The following is a 20,381-nucleotide window of genomic DNA, read 5'->3' on the forward strand; positions in this document are numbered from 1 at the left end:
TTGGTACCTCCTATAAATTTGCCGCTTTTTTGGTTTGATTTTCTAAAACTTGATCATACTTCTTGTCCCACTTTTTCAGAGCAAATACTAAGGTTACAGTTGTCAATCCAATTAAACCGCCTGACGCTGCCCAGAACCATGACGAAACGACAGCATCCGGGTATGCCAATCCTATTGGAGAGAAGGTAATGTAAACGAATACAATTAAACTTAAGAGAATAATAGCTGTAGGGATCGCGTACTTCCATGGTACCATGCTCACTTTTGGTGCATGTTTGAAAGAATACGGTTCTGAAAGCGGCCGTATATATCCCACAACCAGCATAATTCCTACTTCGATGAAGAAAAGAATAGCAGAGATATGGATAAAGTTCATGGTAATTTCAATACCAAACAACTGATTTAAACCCCATACCAGCATATAGTAGGTCACTACATGAAAGATGACAGCTATTTTTGCTCCCAGAGGGGGGACAAATTTCGACGCAATCCCTACAAGGACAATAGCAATGATTGGAATGTTGAAGAAACCAGTAAACTTACGGATGATGTCCCAAAGGCCATCCGGTGCACTCATCAGCATCGGTGAAATAAAAAAGGACACCAAAGCCAGAATGGTTCCAAAATATTTACTAACCCGAATCAACTGCTCATCTGATGCATCCGGTTTAAAGCCTGGCTTGTAAACATCCAGAGCAAACATGGTCGCAGCAGAATTCAACAATGAGTTAAAGCTGGAGAAGACCGCGCCGAGCAGCACTGCAAGAAACAATCCGGAGAAAATGGTCGGCATCAAATTCGTAACCATAGTTGGGTAAGCTAAATCGACGGTTTTAAATCCGGAACCATACAAATGAAAAGCGATAACACCTGGAATCATCATTAAAATTGGAACGAGGAGCTTGTAAAAACCTGAAAACAGAACCCCTTTTTGACCTTCAGCAAGGTTTTTAGCTCCGAGAGCCCGCTGAATGACATACTGGTTCGTTCCCCAGTAAAACATATTCATGAAAATCATTCCTGTAAAAATTGCTGAAAATGGTACAGAGTCTTCCTTTCCACCAATAGCATTCAACTTATCAGCATTTTCTGTGGCCATCGTTTCAAATCCTCTAAAGAAGTTTCCATCTCCAAGGGCAAACAATCCGATAACAGGAATCATCAAACCGATCAGCAAAAGGCCGATTCCATTTAATGTGTCAGACACAGCTACGGCTCTTAAACCACCAAAGATAGCATAAACAGCACCGATAATACCGATGACCCATATGACCAGCCATACCGATGACTCAAAAGATATACCTAAAAGTGAAGGAACATCAAACAGTTTTAAAACAGCCAGTGCACCTGAATAAAGAACAGAAGGAATCGTCACGAACGCATACCCCAGCATAAACAGAACAACGATGTACCTTCTTACCCCATCATCAAAGCGGGTACTTAAAAATTCAGGAAGCGTTGAAAATGCACCACCCAGATATTTCGGAAGTAAGACCAAAGCCATAATGATGACTGCAATGGGAGCGGTCACTTCCCAGGCCATATTTGAAAGATTTGTACGATAGGCCTGACCATTCAACCCTATTAATTGTTCAGCAGACAAATTTGTGAGCAGGAGACTTCCTGCAATAAATCCGCCTGTCAAGCCTCTTCCCGCTAGAAAGTATCCGTCGGAATCATTCACCTGTCCCTTGGCTTTTCGATAAGACACCCAGCCAACCAAACCCATGAACAAGACACATGTAATCAGTGTAAAAAAGAGATTCATTGCTGCTTTCCTCCCTCTCGCTCCATTAAATAATTCACAAAAACGTTAGGACCTTTTATACCAACATGGGCTCCTTCAGATACAAAACGCTGATGATCCTTATGGGATAGCAGCCACTTATTTTTCTTAAATAGAAGGAGATCCTGCTCGACAGCTGAATCATTTAAAGGGGTGTTTGTGCCTTCTGGAAGAATAACAATCGTTTTAAACCCTTCTTCAGATACTTTACAAGGAGCTAAGTGTAAGGTGGTTTGAAACAATTCGACTACATAACCCTCAGGCACGTAAAACGCCCTTAAATGCTCTGTTGAAAACGTATGATCTTTTATATCATTAAAATGACCTATTAAAAGAATCATATCAGTGACAGCTATGTTGAATTCGCTTCCCTTGTGGAATTCCAACCCTCCTAAATGTGAGTTCTTACCAACACAAAAACCAATCTGGACAGGCATCCCACCATAGTAGAAGTTCTCAATTTTTTCTTTATCCCCTGCTGTTTCCAACCTTAGATTAGCGGGTTCGTAGACATTCCCTTCCGCTGGAATAGAGACGTCTTTCATTTTGTCTAGTAAACGATCTTTTGGAAAATTCTCATGCACTCTTCCAAACAAGTGGAAGGACGCCTCATCAATATGGTGGATTTCCATACCTTCATTACACTTCTGAATAGTCTTTAGCATATTGTTCCTCCCCATTAAAAGATAACTACCTTTAAAAATACATAGGTACCTTTTGTTGTTATCCATTCTAATGGAAGCGCATACAGAAAAGCAAGTATAATTTTTAAAATATTTGGTAAATAAAGATGAATCAAAGAAATGGAAAAGAACTTTATCAGCGTTCATAATTACGAAAAAGCAGGACCCCTGTCAGGGGCCCTGCTTTAAAATCAATTTAATTTATGAACATATAGACCGCTGTGAAAATCAATCCCCACAAAGGAATCGATAACAAAACCGCCCAAAACAGTCCCTTCGTGAAGTTCCCTTCTTCTTTCATCATTTGACCACCTCTTTGTTTTCAGTGTAGCCAAATGAGATGCTTTTTATAGAAAGAGCTCCCGCATCAGACTTCTTCAGCTCTCTCTTTTACCAACCGCGTTTTCTGTTGACGTGTATATGCATAATAAAAGATTCCGAGTACTAGAAGAACGAGAATCCCGCTGATCTGATAGGTCACACTGAAACTTGTCATGGAAACCAGCAGCCCTAAAACATAAGATCCTGCTGCTATTCCGGTGTCGTACATCATGAAAAAGGTGGCTGTAGCATGGCCGCTCCTATGCTCTGGAGCAGACTGGACAGCCATCGTTTGGAAACTCGGAAGCAGTGATCCATAACCAAGTCCGACGATGGCTCCGGCCAGCAGCATTCCCCATAAGGAATCGATGTACCCAAGCAGGATCAAGCCTCCTGCAAAAATAAGCAGACTCGGCAGAATGACAATGCTCGGTCCTTTATTATCAAACGCCCGGCCGAGAGAAGGGCGTGAAACAATCATCACGACAGCGAAGACGACAAAGAAGTAACTGGATACGCCTCCGAGCCCTAGTGAATTCGCGTATACGGATATAAACGACACGATACTGGAATAGGAAAAAGCAACAAGGCTGGCAATCAAGGCCGTCGGCAGGGCTCGTGTTTCAAATAAATCATGGAAAGATACCTTTGCTGCTTTCTGTTCAGTCTTCGGTACGGCTTTTTCACCTGAAGAACGAATCATCAATGAACTAATTACACCAAGCAGCATAAACGCACTTAAAACGATAAACAAGGTCTCAAAAGGTGCCGCCTGAAGAATGGAAAGACCGACAAACGGACCGACAACGACCGCCACATTCATGGACATCGCAAAATATCCAAGTCCTTCTCCGCGTCTCTGTACGGGAACAACATCTGCTGCAATAGCTCCCGTTGCTGTCGTTACAACGGCGAAGGACAGACCGTGAATAAACCTCAGGGCCATCAGTCCTTCAAATTCAGAGACCGTCAGATAAAAGATCATGGTAAGCAAATAAAGGGAGGCCGCCGCAATAAGTCCTTTTTTCTTACCCGTCTTCTCCAAAAATTTACCGGAAAACGGCCGGATCAAAATGGCTGCCACCATAATGGCGGTGACGACGAGACCACTCTGGGCCTCATTGCCGCCAAGTTCATCGATGACGTAAATAGGGAGGGTGGTAAGCAGAGCGTAAAACGTGACAAACACAAAAAAGTGCGTCAGCGATACACTGATAAAGTTTTTCGTCCAAATTGGCTGATTAGTCTTCTGCATTATGATCCCCCTCCTCCACCATCATTTTTTCTAAAAGGTGCCGGAGCTGATGTTCTTCCTCTTTCGTAAGCCCAAGCAGCTGCTCGTTTTCATACTTTCGAATACTCGTAGATATCTCATTTCTGAGCTGTTCTGCTTCTGGAGATATGTGAATGATCCGCTGCCGCTTATCGGCTCCCTGCTTACGGACGAGCCACCCCTTTTCCTCCAAACGGGTAATGGTCCTTGTAACCGTCGGAGCTTCCACATTCAAATACTGCCAGATTTCTTTCTGCGTCATCGGCCCCATCGTATGAAGCGTATATATGATCACCCACTGCGACATGTACAAATCGTATTCCTTCAGTTTTTCATTCATCCTTTGGTTCAACCGCCGCACCTGCTGATTTAACAGGTGGAGAATATTGTGATCGGAGCGTTCCATCCTATCACCCCTTAATTATTTACTTAGGTAAGTATTTGGCATACAGACGATTTTAAAGGTTGTGGGTAGTTTTGTAAACCGGTAGGAAGAATGAGGAACTGAGTGTTAGAGGCGCTGGATATCCATTTTTTTGTCCATATATCAATTAGTTTTTGAATATATCAATTAAATTCTGATTATATCAGCCAAATTTGAAATATATCGGTCAAATCTCAACTATATCAACCAATTACTAAATCACTCCTGATGCCTGGTTCATATTTCCCGGGAAATCTCCCGGAAATCACAAAAAGGGCGGAAATCCGCCCTTTCCTGTTATCTGCCTTCAAAAGAAGGCTTTCTTTTTTCAAGAAATGCCCGTGCCCCTTCATTTTTGTCCTCTGAGTTGAACAGGACCGCCTGAGAGAGACGTTCCAGCATTAATGCCGTCTTCATATCGGTTTCCGCTCCCATATGAACCGAAAGCTTTGCGAGCTGGACGGCGAGTGGGCCTTTTGCCAGAATGCTGGCACATGTGTCCTCGACCTCTGTGCGCAGTCGTTCCGGCGTAACCACTTTCGTGACAAGACCGATCGCCAGGGCTTCTTCTGCGGATATCCTTTTCCCTGTCAAAATCATTTCCAATGCCTTTCCTTTCCCCACTAAACGGGTCAGGCGCTGGGTACCTCCGGCGCCCGGGATGATGGACAATGACAATTCAGGAAGACCGAAGGAAGCGTGGATGGAGGCGATACGGATGTCACAGCACATCGCCAGTTCACAGCCGCCACCAAGCGCAAAGCCATTGACCATGGCTATCGTCGGCTTTTGGTAAGCTTCGATCTTATCGTACAACTGCTGCATATCGCCGCTCTTCAATGCATCCACCGCTTCCGCTTCGGTCAGCTGCTGAATATCAGCGCCGGCGGCAAATGCTTTCTCTCCCTGTCCGGTGAAAATGACGACGCCTACGTCATCATCTCCCTCTGCCCGGCCCAGCGCGTCCTCTATTTCATCGAGCACGGCCTGACTTAAGGCATTCCGGACCTCAGGACGATTAATAACAATATAAGCGAGACGATCTTCTTTCACATACGCTATGTTTTGATATTCCACAACACCGCTCCCTTTCTAAGATTCCTTCCTTAAACACGTTCAAACAGCATGGCCATCCCTTGACCGCCACCTGCACACAACGCAGCGAGTCCATACCTTTCCTTTCTCCGCTTCATTTCATGAATCAGCGTCGTCACAATCCGGGTCCCACTTGCCCCGACGGGATGGCCTAGAGCAATCGCTCCGCCGTTGACGTTCACGATATCGGAATCCACTTCCAGCTCCCGGATAACGGCAAGTGCCTGGGCAGCAAAAGCTTCATTCAACTCTATCAACCTGATATCCTTCAGACTCAAGCCTGTGCGGTCCATCAGCTTTTGGACAGCGGGTACAGGACCGATTCCCATGACTTCCGGGGAGACACCAGCCACCGCCCAGTCCGTGATTTTGACAAGGGGGACACACCCCATTTCATCTGCCTTTTCCCTCGTCATCATGACAACAGCTGAGGCCCCATCATTACGTCCACAGGAATTGCCGGCGGTTACTGTGCCGTTATCCTTAAACACCGGACGTAGAGAAGCCAGCTTTTCCTTTGTCGTTTCCGGTCGGGGGTGCTCATCAATCTTAATCGTTTGAATCCCTTTTCTACCTTTCACTTCATAAGGAATCACTTCATCTAAAAAAAAACTGCCTCCACCGCAGCAGCAGCACGCCGCTGGCTCTCAAGCGCAAATACATCCTGATCTTCTCTTGAGATCCCATAGCGTTCGGCGACATTTTCAGCGGTTATACCCATCCCGAGGTCAGGCCCGTACATTTCTTTTGGCTGCTGACCGGCTTCCTTATGGGAGTCCACTAAGACAGGGGCTCCTTCCCCAAACCTTGCCTGTCTTAAATATATAGGTGCGCGGCTCATACTCTCTGTGCCGCCCGCCACTACAATATCTGCCTGTTGAAAGACAATCTGCTGGACACCAGAAGCGATCGCTTCCATACCGGATGCGCACAACCGATTGATCGTGTATGCCGGGGATGATTCAGGAATTCCTGCTCTCAAAGAAGCCACACGGGCCACGTTCGATGATTCTGTCGTCTGACGGACTTCTCCAAGAATCACTTCGCTGATATCGTCCCCCTTCAGCCCGGCCGTGGATACCGCCCCTTTGATCGCGTGAGATGCGAGATGGCCGGAAGATTCATTCCTCAGCGAACCGCCATACCGGCCGACAGGAGTCCGAACAGCACTGACGATGACGATTTCCTCGTTCATTAGATTCCTCCATCCATCAGCGGGCATATTCCTTCCGCAGCTGCCCGGCTATGATATTCTTTTGAATCTCTGAAGTCCCTTCATAAATTCTTGTAATTCTCGCATCTCTGTAAAAGCGTTCCACCGGATAATCTGAGATATAGCCGATCCCTCCGTGCACCTGAACCGCCTTATCTGCCACGCGGTTATACACTTCCGATCCATAAAGCTTCAGCATGGCGGCTTCTTTAATGACCTTTTTCCCTTGATCCACCATCCACGCCACCCGGTACGTAAAGGAACGGAGCGCTTCGATTTCCACAGCCATTTCCGATATCATATGGGCGACCGCCTGGTGCTCGATAATCGGGACCTCGAACTGCTGGCGCTCCTCTACATACTGCATCGACATGTCGAGCAGTTTCTGACAGGAGCCCAGGTTCCTTGCGGCAAGTCCGGCACGGCCGTTGGCAAGAATCTTCAAGGCATTCACATACCCTTCCCCTTCTTTTCCGAGCACATTTTCTTCCGGGACTTCACAATCTTCGAGAATGATTTCGGCTGATTGAGAGCCGTGCAGGCCCATTTTCGGTTCCACAGCTCCGACCTTGAAACCGGGAAAATCCTTTTCTACAATGAACGAGGTGATCCCCTTCGCCCCTTTTTCCGGATCGGTAACGGCCATAACCGTAAACACATCTGCCACCGTTGCATTCGTAATGTAATGCTTCGTCCCGTTCAGAATGTAGCGGCTTCCTTGTTTCACCGCCGTTGTCCTTAGAGCGCTGGCGTTGGATCCTGCTCCAGGCTCAGTCAGGGCAAAAGCCCCCAGTGATATCCCCGCTGCCATTGGCGGCAGATACTTAGCTTTCTGCTCTTCAGTCCCAAGCTCGACAATTCCCACGCTGCCAATACCTGTGTGAGCGCCGATTACTGTTGTATATCCGTTGTGGGTCGCTCCGATTTCCTCATACAAGGCACATTTTCCGACCATTGAAATGCCTAATCCGCCGTATTCCTCCGGGATGCTTAATCCGAACAATCCGAGGTCGCGGGACATTTTCATAATCGCTTCAGGAATATGATCTTCCTTTTCAATGACGGCGGCAGCCGCTTCCACTTCTGACTGTACAAAAGCTCTGACACTCTTTTTCAACGCTGTCGTCTGTTCGTCCAGTTGAAAATCCATCTTTCGCCTCTCCTTCCTCCTTGAAAAAAGAAACCCGGCGATGCTATAGGAATCACCGCCAGGTTGTCAGGTACCATCAGTCGTTGACTTCAATCGTTACGATTTCACCATTTTCCACGGCAGCAATGCTTAAATCCGTCGCAAAGCCGCCATCTTCCCCGATCTCTTCAATGGTGTACACTTCTTTTTCTTCCGGCAGGGCATCAAGGCCGTCCTGTATATGGTCACGGATGGCTTTCGGATCATCGACGCTGCCTGCCGCCTTCATCGCTTCCATCAAAATGTTCATCGCTACATAATGGTACCCTGCTTCAGATCCCGGCACTTCATTGTGCTCCTCTTTATATTTTTCCATAAAAGCGGGCGTCCCCGGGTATTCGGAATTGGCCAGTGGCAGAACCCCGACGGACCCTTCCAATGATTCATACGATCCGGTAACCGCCTCCATCTCATCCAGCTTGGCCTGGTCCATAATCATAAACCCGCCTTCGAATCCAAGTTCCCTGGCCTGCTTCGCTACTTTAGCGGTCGGTTCAGAGGGACCTCCGATGAACAGAACGTCAGGATTTTCCTTCAAGGCATTGGTCACAAGGGTGAAAAAGTCGGTATCCTTGGAAAAATCAATCGAGGAATTGTACACCACTTCTCCGCCTTGTTCCTCCCAGTAAGGCACGATCGCTTCTGTCCAGTCCTTCCCGTACTGAGAGGATGTTGGCAGGGCGGCCAGCTTCATGCCGTGGTTTTCCATCGCATAGGATGTGAATGGTTCAAGATAGCCATCATAGCTTGGAGGTACACGTACGGTTAACGTGTTTCCTTCAGCTGTAACGGCAGGCTCACTCGTATAGGCACCAATCAAAAAGTTCTCCTGTTCGTTAAATACCTGCATTGCCTTGATTCCGCCGCTGTGTGGAGAGAAAATGACCGGAGTGTCGTTTTCCTGAAGCAGGCGTTTTGCATTGGCTGCGGTTTCATTCGGCAGGTACTTATCATCCAGCGATACGAGGTTGAACTTGTACGTCTGATCTTCAATCTCAAAGCCGCCATTGTTGTTGATTTCATCAACAGCCAGCTTGAGTCCATTTAATGTACGCTCGCCGTAATAGGCAGCCGGACCGCTCAATGGACCACTGTAGCCGATACTGACAACTTCTTCTCCTTCTTCAACTTCCGGTGCTTCGGATTCAGTCTCACTGCTTCCTCCGCTTGTGGACTGGTTCGATGGATTATCAATACAGCCAGCGAGAAGCAGAAGCAGGACGGCCAATAGGAAAACAGCTGAACCTTTGATCATTTTCATAAGAGATCCCCCTAGATATGAAATGTTTGTTGCAGACCAAACAAAAGCAGAACGCTGCCATCAGGCTCCGATATAAGCTTTACGTACCGTATCGTTTGCCAGCAGTTCTTCTGCTGTCCCCTCCACAACGACGGATCCACTCTCAAAGACATAGCCGCGGTCGGCAATTTTCAAAGCGGCGAATGCATTCTGCTCGGCGAGCAGGACCGTCGTTCCGTCTTGATTGATTTTCTGTATCACCTCAAACATCTGCTCGACAATCAGCGGAGCGAGTCCGATGGAAGGCTCATCCAGCAGCAACAGCTTCGGTAGAGCCATGAGCGCACGCCCGATCGCAAGCATTTGCTGCTGTCCGCCGCTTAAGGAGCCTGCAGGCTGATCCTTTTTCTCTTGTAAAATCGGGAACAGTTCAAAGACATCCTGCAAAGACTGATTCACCTGCTTCCGCTTCCTCCGATGCACATAGCCTCCCATCACCAGGTTTTCCTTGACTGTCATCTGCGGAAAGAGCTTCCGGTCTTCAGCGCACTGGACAATGCCTGATCGGACAATTTTATCAGGGCCAGCCCCTTGAATCGGGCGGTCCTCGAAAACAATAGTTCCGGCACTCGGTTTCTGCAGTCCGCTGATCGTGTTAAACGTCGAACTTTTTCCTGCACCGTTTGAACCGAGCAGAACGACGAGCTCTCCCTTTCCTACGTGAATATTAATGTTTTCCACAGCGGTAAAAGATCCATACTGAATCGAAACATCGGTTAACTCAAGCACTCGCACCGCCTCCTAAGTAAGCTTCGATGACCGCTTGGTTGTTCATGATTTCCTCAGACGTTCCTTCTGCGATTTTTTCTCCATAATTCAAAACCATGATTTTGTCCGCAAGCTTCATGATCATTTTCATTTTGTGCTCAATCAAGCAGACGGTAATGCCCCGCTGCACCATTTTTTCCATCAGAGAGGCCAGCCCTTCGGTTTCCCCGGGATTGATACCTGCTGTCGGTTCATCCAGAAAGACGACTTCGGGATCGGTGGCAAGGGCAAGGGCGAAGGCCACCCGCTTCTTCTCCTCCTGCGTGATGCTTCCCGCCTGCTCGTCCATGACATGTGTGAGCTCGACGAATTCCAATACTTCCATCGCTTTATCCCGACACTTCTTTTCTTCAAATTTGAAACGCCTTGTACGGAATACGGCATCCCATAAGTTCGATGACGTCCGGAGGCGGTGACCGACAATCACGTTATCAAGCACGGTGGATTCTTCAAACAAATGCGTCGTCTGAAACGTCCGGGCAACGCCAAGCCTTGCGATTTTATCCGGCGGCCGTTTCGTAATATCCTGTCCTTTATAAAACACCTGACCGGCGGAAGGGGTGTACGTACCGCTCAGCAGGTTGAAAAAGGTGGACTTTCCGGCTCCGTTCGGTCCGATAATCGCATTGATCTTCCCTTTTTCGATTGTAAAATCCACGTCGTTGACAGCCGTAAGACCACCAAACTGCTTCGTCAGCTTTTTTGTCTCCATCAACATGCTCATCCCTCCTTCACCTGTTTCTCCGATTCTTCTGTCTCAAAGTACTCCTGCTCCTTCTGCGGACGCGTCCGCTGAGCAGACTTCCGTTTCAAACGCCAGTCATGATAGGCTCCAGCGATTCCGCGCGGATAAAAAATAATCAATAAGGTTAAGAGTGGGCCGAAGATGAGCATCCGGTAATCCTGAAGAAACTGCAGCGACTGGGACAAGGCGACAATGAGGAAGGTTCCTACAATGGGACCTGCGAGTGTTCCGATACCGCCGACCAACAGATAGGTCAGCAGGTCAAAAATAATTGTAATATAACCAATGTCCGGACCGATGAAGCGGATGAAGGAAGCATATAAAGCCCCGGCAAGTCCGGCGAAAAACGCCGAGAGGACAAAAACCATCAGTTTATTTTTCATTGTAGATATGCCAAGGGTGCGGGCCAGGTCTTCACTGTTGCGGATCGCTATAAAAGTCCGGCCGGTCAAGGAATGGACGATCCGGTACATAACCAGAATCGTGAACAGAAGAAAAGCAAAAATTAAGTAGTATTGAGAAATCGGCGTCTGGAAGGATATGGGTCCGATATTGGAAGGTTCAGGGATGCCGATCAACCCGCGTACACCGCCGGTTAAGCTGTCCCATTTGTCGATGATGAGGTAGATGATATATCCGACACAAAGCGTATAGATGGCAAAAAAGTGCTCCCTCGTCCTTAAGGCAACGAGACCGACGACCAATCCGACAGCACTTGTGATTAAACAGGCCAGAATGAGCGCGAGCCAGTAGTTCATTCCTGTCTTGACCGTCAACAATCCCAACCCGTAGGCACCGACGGCAAAAAATCCAGCATGAGCCAGGGACAAATAACCGGTATAACCGGCCAGTAGATTCAAACCGTAAACAGCAATCATCCAAATAAAGGCGAGCGTTAAAATATGCAGAAAATAAGCGTTGGGCAGAACAAAGGGAAATAAAACGCCGGCAGCGATAAACCCTATGATCCATCCCCTGTTTTTCAGAAGTGAGACCAATTAAAAGCCCTCCCTTGAAAACAATCCTTTAGGCTTGATCGACAGAATGATCACAAGCATTAAAAAGGCGATGATATCCTTATAGTCATTCGAGATATACGTGGCTCCAAGACTTTCGGTAAACCCTAGAATGTACCCACCTAAAATAGCTCCGGGTACGCTGCCCATGCCACCAAGAATAATAATGACAAAAGCTTTCAAAATGACGAGATGCCCCATACCGGGAAATACAAGGTTGATGGGTGCGGATAAAGAAGCAGCAACAGCAGCCAGTCCCCCGGACAGCATGAACGTCAGCATGGCGACCCGGCTTGTGTTGATGCCGACAAGACTGGCGCCTTCGCGGTTCTGTGCCATAGCAATGATCGTGGAGCCGGTGTACGTCTTTTTCAAAAACAAATAAAGCAGAATCATGACGACGACAGCTCCGATATTAATGAGGACACGCTGCGTCGTTGCGGTCATTCCGAAAAGGTTGACGACCTGACCATATGGCGTTTCCATCGTACGGTAGTCTGCTCCCCAGATCAGCTGGGCAAAGGCTTCAAGAAACAATAGAATACCGATAGCCGCAATTTTGTCATGGATCGGCGGTGCATTACGAAGGGGGTGAAACACCAGTCTGTCCATTAACACACCAAGCAGACCGACAACAAGAACCGATACAGCCATCGCAATCCAGTAATGGATGCCCCACAAAAGCATCATCGTCAATGTTATGTACGCACCCAGCATGTATAATGCGCCATGGGCAAAGTTCGGAATGTGAAGGATGCCGTACACAAGTGTCAGACCAAGCGCCACCAGACTGTAAACACTGCCAATCGTCAAACCATTAAACACCTGCTGAATGAAGATATCCATGGAACGTCCCCTTTACCTTCAATTTAAAAACACCCGGTCCCGGATTTTCCGGGACCGGGTGTTTTTATTCCAGTGGCCCCGTTTCTGCCTTCTGCCGTTCCTGTTCCTGAAGCTTGCGCCAGAGGATTTTCCCGCTGTTGGTCATCGGGAATGCCTCCACAAATTCCACCTTGCGTGGATATTTATAGGCAGCCATCTTTTCTTTGGCCCAGGAAATGATCGCATCTTCCGTGACCTCTCCCTCAACGCCGTCATTCAAAATGACAAATGCTTTGATTTCCTCTCCTTTTCTCGGATCAGGAACCCCGACGACACACGCCTGCTGGACTGCTGGATGATCGTAGAGCGCAGACTCAACTTCTGTCGGCCATACGTTGTACCCGGATGCGTTGATCATCCTCTTCAGACGATCGACCATGAAAAAGTAGCCCTCTTCGTCATAGCGTCCAATATCTCCAGTTCTAAAAAAGGACTTCCCTTCAATATCGATAAACGCATGCTCGTTTTCATCCTCCCGGTTGTAATACCCGGTCATCACCTGGGGGCCATTGACGACAATTTCACCAATTTCCCCGACGCCCACTTCTTCAAGAGTCCCTGGGTCGATGATTCTGGAATCGACATCAAAGGAAGGGATGCCGAGGCACTGCATTTTCGGCCGCTCCTGCGGATTGAAGTGGGTCTGGGCGATCGTTTCTGAAAGTCCGTAGCCTTCCACAAATTCAAGGCCTGTCAGCTTGTACAATTTTTCGCCAAGTGCCTTCGGAAAAGCAGCGCCCCCTCCGGATATGCCATGAAGGGAAGCCATGTCCCCGGCCTGCAGTTCAGGGTTCGCCAGAAAATCCACAAGCATCGTACTGATCGTCACCCAGTGTGTACACTGCTCACTGCGCAGGAGCTGCCGGGCAGTTTCCCTGTTCCAGCGCGTCATAAGCACCATTGTGCTTCCGCTGTAAATCGGCATGTGCATGCTGTGGACCATACCGGTGACGTGGAACAGTGGAAGCGTCCCGAGGGAGCGGGCGTCCATCGTCACGCGCGACCAGTAATAAGCACCAAGTGTATTCGCCTGGACGGTCCTGTGGGTATGCATACAGCCTTTGGGAAGTCCGGTCGTTCCTGACGTATACGGCATGACAGCGAGATCATCAGCACTCGACACGACGTCTCTGGCAGGCACATGCAGGGCAAGAGCCTCCGACCATACGTGAACGGCCTCTCTGGTATACACTTGTTTAGCAGCCGACACTTCCGGCGGCAGGTCCACGCTGCCGGATTCCTTCACATAGTCAGAGTAGGCCGCGGCTACAATGGATGACAGGGATGTCGATTCCAAGAGCGGTTCGATTACATCCATCAGTTCCTGACCAGCAAGGGCATGATTGATGGCACCATCTTTCACATAAAACTCCAGTTCATCCGTCTTCAGCATCGGATTAATCGGTACAACGACCGCTCCCGCTCGTAAAATGGCATAATACCCGATAATGAACTGCGGAGAATTCTGCATGAACAACAAGACTTTATCACCCTTGTCCACGTTCAAATGAACTTGAAGGTATCCGGCCAGACTGTCTACCTGCTCTTTCAATTCCCCGTAGGAAAGGCCTGTTCCATAATAGCGAATCGCTTCATGGGTTGGATAGCGCTCGGCGGACATACGCAGGTTATCGTAGAGTGTTGTTTCAGGAATCGTGAGTGTCTTCGTTAACGTCGGCCAGAAATCATAATGCTTGGTCAGCATGAGATCACTCCTCTTTAATGTAAGCGTTACCAAAAAATGCGGACAGACTACTTTATGAGCCAGCCTCCATCAACAAGAAGATCTGAACCTGTCATGTAAGAGGCTTCATCGGAGGCAGCAAAACAGATGACGCTGGCGATTTCCTCCGGCTGTCCGACTCTTCCAAGGGCTGTATTGCGATTGACAGCTTCTTCAAAGCGTTTGTTCTTCAGACCATCCGCCGTCATCGGGGTTTCAGCGAATCCCGGTGATACGGAATTGACGCGGATCCCTTTTTCAGCAAATTCAAGGGCAAGGGAGCGTGTAAAATGAATCACCGCCGCTTTCGATGAACTGTAATGCGGGATTTTCGCTCCTGCCTTATGGCCGGAAAGGGATGCCACATTGACGATGGCCCGTGCACCCTCCGAACCTTCCATCATAATTTTCCCAAGCGCCTTGGAGGTCAGAAACACACTTTTGACATTCGTTTCCTGAATCCTGTCCCATTCATCAGCACCAAGATCCATAATCGTCGCATTGCCCGATGTTCCCGCATTGTTCACAAGGATATGCAGATCCCCAAACGTTTCTTTGACGAAGGAAGCAAGTGCGCCTACTTGGTTCTCGCTTTTCACATCCGCCTGGAAAACAAAGACCTCTGCCCCTTCGTTTTCCAGAATGTCAGCGGCCACCCGCTCCAGTTTTTCCTTTGTCCGCCCGACAAGGACGACAGACGCTCCTTCAAGGGCAAGCTTTTTGGCTGTCTGCTCCCCGATCCCACTGCCCGCTCCTGTTACAACGGCCACTTTGTTTGTAAAACGGCTCAAAGGTTCACCCCCTTTTTCACGTAATCCTCAAGCATCATCCGCCATTCCGACGGCAGGGCTTCGCTCTTCTGCCTTTCATAATTGAAATGGACAACCACCGCTTCCGATGCAGCTACAAGCTGGTCGGTGCCTTCAACATAAACGCGGTGGGAAAATGTGAAACTGGAGGTTCCAATTTTTGAGATCGTCGTTTCGATGAGCAGGTTCTGTCCGAAATAGGCCTGACTGATGAAATCACACTTCGTTGACGCGAGGATAAATCGGCCGAGCGTATTCTCCTGGGAGTGAAACAAGTCCCGAAAAAACTTTCCCCGCGCTTCCTCCAAATAAATGAAATAACTCGTGTTATTCACATGACCGGCCATATCCGTTTCAGAAAACCTGATCCCTACCATGCTTTTATAAATCATCTCACACCACCCATTCCTACCAGTCAGTATGTGAATGCCGAAGCCTTACGAAAAAGGCTTGATCATTCCTTGGAGCTGATTCCATTTAAGATCATCGACAAGTATATGTTCGTCAGTTCTTCAGCCGACACTTCCCGGTCCGGGTCAAACCAGTAATAACTCCAGTTCGTCATTCCGAGGATGCCTCTTGTCACCATGTTCGGATCCAGACTGCTTTGGAAATCTCCCTTTTCGATTCCTTCTTCCACCAGCTGTTGGAGGTTGACGCGGAACTGGTCCCTTTTTTCTACAATCTGTTCTAAATAATCAGGGCCGAGGTTGCGCATTTCACGGAAAAAGATCCGTGCACTCTTCTTCCTGTACTTGATGCTGTCCAGCACCATGAAAATCATCGAGTGCAGTTTGTCCTTGGAATCCTGTTGGGTGTCGTTTAAAATTTTCTGCTGGTTTCCGAGCAGGAATTCAATGAAATCCAGATGGATATCTGTCAGCAGCTCCTGTTTATTTTTAAAGTAGTAATAAAATGTTCCTTTTGTCACGCCGATCTCCTCGACGATTTCCTGGAGAGACGTTTCGGTGAAGCCTTTTTTATCAAATAAATGAATACTTGTTTGAATGATTTCCTGTTTCATAGATACCGTGTCCTTTCATGTTGGGAAGTGATTTTATTATAACATCCCCGTTTTTTATGAAAGAGACCTTATTTTGCACGTTCCAGAATCATAGCTATTCCCTGCCCGCCGCCGATACAAGCCGTCACCAGCGCATAAGAGGATTTCTGCCGCTGCAGTTCATAAATGGCTTTTACTGCAAGGATTGCCCCGGTAGCGCCAAGCGGATGACCGTGGGCAATGGCACCCCCGTTCACATTCACTTTATCCATATCCATGTTCAGCTCCGCCTGGCAGGCCAGCACCTGAGCAGCGAAAGCCTCGTTGATTTCGATGACGTCCATATCCTCCAGCGATAAGCCTGTCTTCTCCAGTACTTTCTTTACTGCCGGCACCGGACCGATGCCCATAATGTTCGGGTCAACACCTGCAACCGTACAGCCGAGGACTTTAGCCATAGGAGAAGCTCCAATTTCCTCCGCTTTTACCTGAGACATGATCGTGAGAGCTGAAGCCGCATCATTTAATCCTGAGCTGTTGGCTGCCGTCACGGACCCTTCACTCCGAAAAGCCGGTGGAAGCTTCGCCATGCCCTCAAGCGTAGAGTTTGGGCGCGGGTGCTCATCTTTATCAAAAACCACCGGGTCCCCTTTTTTCACAGGGATGTGAAGGGGAACGATCTGTTCAGCAAAACGTCCGCCTTCTACAGCCGCCGCCATTCGCTCCTGACTCGTCTGTGCGAACTGATCCTGGGCCTCTCTGGAGATATGGTAGTTTTCCGCCAGGTTTTCGGCTGTTATTCCCATTGGAGGATCCCCGATCTCCTCAGGTGAAAGCTGCGACCCTCTGAATTTCGGCGGGGCCGGGCTGTAGGCCCGAGCAGGCTTGTCCATTAAGTACGGCGCCCGACTCATACTCTCCGTTCCCCCTGCGACATAAATATCCCCATGCCCTGCTTCAATGGCCTGGGCAGCCAGGTGGATGGCATTCAAGCCCGACCCACACTGCCGGTCCACGGTCAGGCCGGGAAGCTCCATTGATAACCCGGACTGCAAAGCTGAAAGTCTCGCTATGTTTCCGCCACCGCTCAACACGTTTCCAAAGATGACGTCTTCAATATGCCCGGGGGATGCACCGGAACGATTGACGGCTTCTTTGATGACCTCGGCTCCAAGTACATGAGCCGGTATAGATGCCAGGGTCCCCCCTTGTCTGCCAATGGCTGTTCTGACGGCTGAAACAATGACGGCTTCATGGTTACTCATGAGCATCCTCCTTTTTTACATGGCATGCGATCCACCATCCACGATGATGACATCACCGGTGATGTGTTTCGCTGCTTTGGAACTTAAAAAAATGACCGCACCTTTTAAATCATCTTCACTTCCAAACTTCCGGAGCGGGGTGTTCTTCAAGAACGCTTCACTGCTGCGCTCCATAAGTACTTCTGACATTTTGGTCGGGAAAAACCCCGGCGCTATGGCATTGACGCGGATGCCCCGCGGCCCCCATTTCACAGCCAGATCCTTAGTAAAGGTTAAAACAGCACCCTTGCTGGAATTGTAGCCGATCGTATCCATATACTCCGGGTCCGATCCTTTCATGCCTGCGACAGAGGAGATGTTAATGATGGCCCCCTCCTCCTGCTCCAGCATGACACGACCGACCGCCTGTGACATGAGAAAGGTGCCGGTCACATTCACTTGGAATACTTTCTGCCACGCGCTCAGGGGCATGTCCTCGACAGGAGCCCCCCATGTGGCCCCGCTGTTGTTGACGAGAATGTCAATCTTCCCGAAGTGATCCATCGTTTTGTCCACGACTTTCTGAACAGAATCCGGGTCCGTCACATCACAGGCGAAGGCAAGAGAATCGCCTCCGTGCTCTTTTAGCCGCTCACTCACTTCCAGGCAGGGCTCATACTTTCTTGAACAAACGACCACATGGGCCCCGGATTCTGCCAGACCTTCGGCCATCTGTCTGCCCAGGCCCCGTCCACCGCCTGTTACGACAGCTACTTTACCTGTAAGATCGAACAGCTCACTGGCGTGCATGGACCGCATTCCTTCCATAGTCTTTGGCTAGTTCATATTTGGCGATCGCCCGGCGGTGGACTTCATCAGGCCCGTCCGCCAGTCGTAATGTACGGATGTTGGCCCAGTTCGCTGCCAGTTCAAAATCTCCGCTTACACCGGCCGCACCGAAGGCCTGTATGGCGCGGTCAATGACTTTCAACGCCATGTTCGGGGCCACCACCTTAATCATGGCAATTTCAGATTTAGCTTCCTTGTTGCCGACCGTATCCATCATGTAGGCCGCTTTTAATGTAAGCAGGCGGGCTTGTTCAATCTCAATCCGGGAATCTGCAATCCACTCCCGGACCACCCCTTGGTCAGCCAGCGGTTTTCCAAAAGCCTGCCTGCTTTGCACACGTTCACACATCAGCTCAAGCGCCCGCTCAGCTGCACCGATCGTACGCATACAGTGGTGAATCCGCCCCGGTCCAAGCCGGCCCTGGGCAATGGCAAATCCTTTCCCTTCATCCCACAGCAGATTAGAGGCCGGTACACGCACATCCTTGAATTCAATCTCCGCATGCCCATGTGGGGCATGATCATAGCCGAACACAGGAAGTAAGCGCTTTATCGTCACCCCTTCGGAATCCAGCGGTACGAGGATCATCGACTGCTGCTCATGACGCGCGGCATCCGGATCGTTTTTCCCCATAACAATACTGATTTTACAGCGGGGGTCCCCGGCACCTGACGACCACCATTTTGTCCCGTTAATGACGTACTCATCTCCGACTTTCGTAATACTCGTCTGCACGTTTGTAGCATCGGAAGAAGCGACATCCGGCTCTGTCATCGAAAAGCAGGAACGGATTTCCCCGCGGAGCAAAGGCTCCAGCCACTGCTTTTTCTGCTCCTCTGTCCCGTAGCGGACGAGCACCTCCATATTGCCTGTATCCGGTGCAGCACAGTTGAACACTTCTGGTGCAATCGCCGAACGCCCCATAATCTCGCACAGCGGGGCATATTCCATATTGGTGAGCCCGGCCCCGTATTCACTTTCAGGGAGAAATAAGTTCCACAATCCCTCTTCTTTTGCCTTCGCTTTCAGTTCCTCCATAATCTTAGGAATTTCAGAAAAGCGGTCTTCCTTTTTCAATTGCTCCTCATACAAGGCTTCATTCGGATAGATGTGATCCTCCATGAATGTCGTCAGTTTCTCCTGCAGCTCTTTTACTTTCTCAGAATGCTCAAAATACATCGCTCTTCCCCCTTTATGTAGCTGAAGTTTCTAAATGCTTCCTAAATACCACATTTCCACGAATCACATCTTTTTCCTGCTGGTTTCTCGCATAGACATCAAATGTAATCATCGATTCCTCGTGACTGATGACATCCGCATGCAGTGTCAGGACGTCGCCGACAAACACCATCCCCTGAAAACGGATGGAATAATCCTGGATAAATCCATCTTCATAAAAAGGAGTGAACAGCTTGGCAAGACTTCCCATCGTCCACATCCCATGTGCAATCACGCCGGGAAGCCCGGCTTTCTCCGCTTCTTCATCAATCGTATGAATCGGATTATAATCGCCGGACGCACCGGCATATTTGATTAAATCAAGTCTCGTTACAGCCGGAAGCGTCATGGTCTTCAGCTTATCTCCGGGTTGGACGCCGTACATTGGGTTCATACGTTCATCCCCTTTCTGACTGCTTCCGTAATGATCACAACCTGTTCTTCTGAAAAAATGAGCCGGCCGTCAATATCTTCGCCGTAACGCTTCACTTTAAGAAATCCCATATCGCCGCTCCGGCCGCTCCGCTCATAATAATCGTCCACCTGGGCGTAACAATAAACATCTTCACCCACATAAAGCGGCCGGTTGTAGTGGTAGTGCTGCTCCCCGTGAATCAAGCCTTTTTCAGGGAGGTGGAGTCCCTCGATCCCACCATATTCAAACACCCGCGGAAAGGTAGGCGGAGCAATATTCCGCTGTACTGCTTCTTCATCGATAAACAACGGATGCGGGTCCCCGATGGCTTCTGCGAACTTCTTCACAGCGCCACGTTCAACGACGTTCTTTACCGGCGTCGATTTTTTTCCTACCGCTTCTTTAAACACGGACATCTCTC

22 protein-coding genes are annotated in these 20,381 nt (G+C 48.9%); all 22 read right to left on the reverse strand.

The window, feature by feature from the left end; genetic code table 11:
* Nucleotides 1-10: 10 nt before the first annotated feature.
* A complete protein-coding gene (locus QMA39_RS09765) occupies nt 11-1,768 on the reverse strand; it encodes a solute:sodium symporter family transporter (RefSeq protein ID WP_027954975.1) in 1,758 nt (585 codons plus the stop codon).
* Nucleotides 1,765-2,451, reverse strand: coding sequence for a DUF4867 family protein (locus QMA39_RS09770; protein ID WP_027954974.1), 687 nt, complete (start codon nt 2,449-2,451; stop codon nt 1,765-1,767). The genes QMA39_RS09765 and QMA39_RS09770 overlap by 4 nt, the downstream gene beginning before the upstream one ends.
* Nucleotides 2,452-2,836: 385 nt before the next feature.
* On the reverse strand, nt 2,837-4,045 hold the full coding sequence (locus QMA39_RS09775; protein WP_281658573.1) for an MFS transporter: 1,209 nt from the start codon (nt 4,043-4,045) through the stop codon (nt 2,837-2,839).
* Nucleotides 4,032-4,469: a MarR family transcriptional regulator gene (locus tag QMA39_RS09780; protein ID WP_281658574.1), complete on the reverse strand. Its 438-nt coding sequence runs from the start codon at nt 4,467-4,469 to the stop codon at nt 4,032-4,034. Before QMA39_RS09780 ends, QMA39_RS09775 begins: the two co-directional genes overlap by 14 nt.
* A gap of 315 nt (nt 4,470-4,784) precedes the next feature.
* Entirely contained in the window at nt 4,785-5,564 is a 780-nt protein-coding gene (locus QMA39_RS09785) for an enoyl-CoA hydratase-related protein (RefSeq protein ID WP_281658575.1), read from the reverse strand.
* 29 nt (nt 5,565-5,593) lie between these two features.
* Nucleotides 5,594-6,163: a thiolase family protein gene (locus QMA39_RS19695; protein ID WP_348646598.1), complete on the reverse strand. Its 570-nt coding sequence runs from the start codon at nt 6,161-6,163 to the stop codon at nt 5,594-5,596.
* Between the two features lie 20 nt (nt 6,164-6,183).
* Nucleotides 6,184-6,777 carry a thiolase family protein gene (locus QMA39_RS19700; protein WP_348646599.1) on the reverse strand — a complete coding sequence of 198 codons (594 nt, stop codon included), beginning with the start codon at nt 6,775-6,777 and terminating at the stop codon, nt 6,184-6,186.
* A gap of 16 nt (nt 6,778-6,793) precedes the next feature.
* Nucleotides 6,794-7,945: an acyl-CoA dehydrogenase family protein gene (locus QMA39_RS09795; protein ID WP_281658576.1), complete on the reverse strand. Its 1,152-nt coding sequence runs from the start codon at nt 7,943-7,945 to the stop codon at nt 6,794-6,796.
* 76 nt (nt 7,946-8,021) lie between these two features.
* The gene (locus QMA39_RS09800) at nt 8,022-9,245 is read right to left on the reverse strand and encodes an ABC transporter substrate-binding protein (protein WP_281658577.1); all 1,224 of its coding nucleotides are present in this window, start codon (nt 9,243-9,245) and stop codon (nt 8,022-8,024) included.
* 60 nt (nt 9,246-9,305) lie between these two features.
* The gene (locus QMA39_RS09805; protein WP_281658578.1) at nt 9,306-10,013 is read right to left on the reverse strand and encodes an ABC transporter ATP-binding protein; all 708 of its coding nucleotides are present in this window, start codon (nt 10,011-10,013) and stop codon (nt 9,306-9,308) included.
* Entirely contained in the window at nt 10,006-10,770 is a 765-nt protein-coding gene (locus QMA39_RS09810; RefSeq protein WP_027954966.1) for an ABC transporter ATP-binding protein, read from the reverse strand. The genes QMA39_RS09805 and QMA39_RS09810 overlap by 8 nt, the downstream gene beginning before the upstream one ends.
* Nucleotides 10,771-10,772: 2 nt before the next feature.
* The gene (locus tag QMA39_RS09815) at nt 10,773-11,795 is read right to left on the reverse strand and encodes a branched-chain amino acid ABC transporter permease (RefSeq protein ID WP_027954965.1); all 1,023 of its coding nucleotides are present in this window, start codon (nt 11,793-11,795) and stop codon (nt 10,773-10,775) included.
* Nucleotides 11,796-12,659, reverse strand: a complete 864-nt coding sequence (locus QMA39_RS09820) for a branched-chain amino acid ABC transporter permease (RefSeq protein WP_206933365.1) — start codon at nt 12,657-12,659, stop codon at nt 11,796-11,798.
* A gap of 64 nt (nt 12,660-12,723) precedes the next feature.
* Nucleotides 12,724-14,403 carry a long-chain fatty acid--CoA ligase gene (locus tag QMA39_RS09825; protein WP_281658579.1) on the reverse strand — a complete coding sequence of 560 codons (1,680 nt, stop codon included), beginning with the start codon at nt 14,401-14,403 and terminating at the stop codon, nt 12,724-12,726.
* A 47-nt stretch (nt 14,404-14,450) separates the two neighbouring features.
* The gene (locus tag QMA39_RS09830) at nt 14,451-15,212 is read right to left on the reverse strand and encodes an SDR family oxidoreductase (protein WP_206933363.1); all 762 of its coding nucleotides are present in this window, start codon (nt 15,210-15,212) and stop codon (nt 14,451-14,453) included.
* A complete protein-coding gene (locus tag QMA39_RS09835) occupies nt 15,209-15,622 on the reverse strand; it encodes a thioesterase family protein (RefSeq protein WP_281658580.1) in 414 nt (137 codons plus the stop codon). Before QMA39_RS09835 ends, QMA39_RS09830 begins: the two co-directional genes overlap by 4 nt.
* Nucleotides 15,623-15,684: 62 nt before the next feature.
* Nucleotides 15,685-16,254, reverse strand: a complete 570-nt coding sequence (locus tag QMA39_RS09840) for a TetR/AcrR family transcriptional regulator (protein ID WP_027954960.1) — start codon at nt 16,252-16,254, stop codon at nt 15,685-15,687.
* Between the two features lie 68 nt (nt 16,255-16,322).
* A complete protein-coding gene (locus tag QMA39_RS09845; protein WP_281658581.1) occupies nt 16,323-17,498 on the reverse strand; it encodes a thiolase family protein in 1,176 nt (391 codons plus the stop codon).
* Between the two features lie 15 nt (nt 17,499-17,513).
* A complete protein-coding gene (locus QMA39_RS09850; protein WP_027954958.1) occupies nt 17,514-18,287 on the reverse strand; it encodes an SDR family oxidoreductase in 774 nt (257 codons plus the stop codon).
* The gene (locus QMA39_RS09855; RefSeq protein WP_281658582.1) at nt 18,274-19,506 is read right to left on the reverse strand and encodes an acyl-CoA dehydrogenase; all 1,233 of its coding nucleotides are present in this window, start codon (nt 19,504-19,506) and stop codon (nt 18,274-18,276) included. The genes QMA39_RS09850 and QMA39_RS09855 overlap by 14 nt, the downstream gene beginning before the upstream one ends.
* Nucleotides 19,507-19,519: 13 nt before the next feature.
* On the reverse strand, nt 19,520-19,939 hold the full coding sequence (locus tag QMA39_RS09860; RefSeq protein WP_206933359.1) for a MaoC/PaaZ C-terminal domain-containing protein: 420 nt from the start codon (nt 19,937-19,939) through the stop codon (nt 19,520-19,522).
* Nucleotides 19,936-20,370 carry a MaoC family dehydratase N-terminal domain-containing protein gene (locus QMA39_RS09865; RefSeq protein WP_281658583.1) on the reverse strand — a complete coding sequence of 145 codons (435 nt, stop codon included), beginning with the start codon at nt 20,368-20,370 and terminating at the stop codon, nt 19,936-19,938. The genes QMA39_RS09860 and QMA39_RS09865 overlap by 4 nt, the downstream gene beginning before the upstream one ends.
* Nucleotides 20,371-20,381: the final 11 nt, after the last annotated feature.

The sequence above is a fragment of the Halobacillus sp. Cin3 genome (assembly GCF_947311855.1).
Taxonomy (GTDB): Bacteria; Bacillota; Bacilli; order Bacillales; family Halobacillaceae; genus Halobacillus; species Halobacillus kuroshimensis.

Coding starts and splice junctions, on each gene's coding strand:
- QMA39_RS09855 (WP_281658582.1), bottom strand. CDS start 19,506: ATGTATTTTGAGCATTCTGAGAAAGTAAAAGAGCTGCAGGAGAAACTG.
- QMA39_RS09810 (WP_027954966.1), bottom strand. CDS start 10,770: ATGTTGATGGAGACAAAAAAGCTGACGAAGCAGTTTGGTGGTCTTACG.
- QMA39_RS09795 (WP_281658576.1), bottom strand. CDS start 7,945: ATGGATTTTCAACTGGACGAACAGACGACAGCGTTGAAAAAGAGTGTC.
- QMA39_RS09775 (WP_281658573.1), bottom strand. CDS start 4,045: ATGCAGAAGACTAATCAGCCAATTTGGACGAAAAACTTTATCAGTGTA.
- QMA39_RS09800 (WP_281658577.1), bottom strand. CDS start 9,245: ATGAAAATGATCAAAGGTTCAGCTGTTTTCCTATTGGCCGTCCTGCTT.
- QMA39_RS09850 (WP_027954958.1), bottom strand. CDS start 18,287: ATGCACGCCAGTGAGCTGTTCGATCTTACAGGTAAAGTAGCTGTCGTA.
- QMA39_RS09820 (WP_206933365.1), bottom strand. CDS start 12,659: ATGGATATCTTCATTCAGCAGGTGTTTAATGGTTTGACGATTGGCAGT.
- QMA39_RS09770 (WP_027954974.1), bottom strand. CDS start 2,451: ATGCTAAAGACTATTCAGAAGTGTAATGAAGGTATGGAAATCCACCAT.
- QMA39_RS09825 (WP_281658579.1), bottom strand. CDS start 14,403: ATGCTGACCAAGCATTATGATTTCTGGCCGACGTTAACGAAGACACTC.
- QMA39_RS09845 (WP_281658581.1), bottom strand. CDS start 17,498: ATGAGTAACCATGAAGCCGTCATTGTTTCAGCCGTCAGAACAGCCATT.
- QMA39_RS09780 (WP_281658574.1), bottom strand. CDS start 4,469: ATGGAACGCTCCGATCACAATATTCTCCACCTGTTAAATCAGCAGGTG.
- QMA39_RS09835 (WP_281658580.1), bottom strand. CDS start 15,622: ATGATTTATAAAAGCATGGTAGGGATCAGGTTTTCTGAAACGGATATG.
- QMA39_RS09860 (WP_206933359.1), bottom strand. CDS start 19,939: ATGAACCCAATGTACGGCGTCCAACCCGGAGATAAGCTGAAGACCATG.
- QMA39_RS19700 (WP_348646599.1), bottom strand. CDS start 6,777: ATGAACGAGGAAATCGTCATCGTCAGTGCTGTTCGGACTCCTGTCGGC.
- QMA39_RS09840 (WP_027954960.1), bottom strand. CDS start 16,254: ATGAAACAGGAAATCATTCAAACAAGTATTCATTTATTTGATAAAAAA.
- QMA39_RS09765 (WP_027954975.1), bottom strand. CDS start 1,768: ATGAATCTCTTTTTTACACTGATTACATGTGTCTTGTTCATGGGTTTG.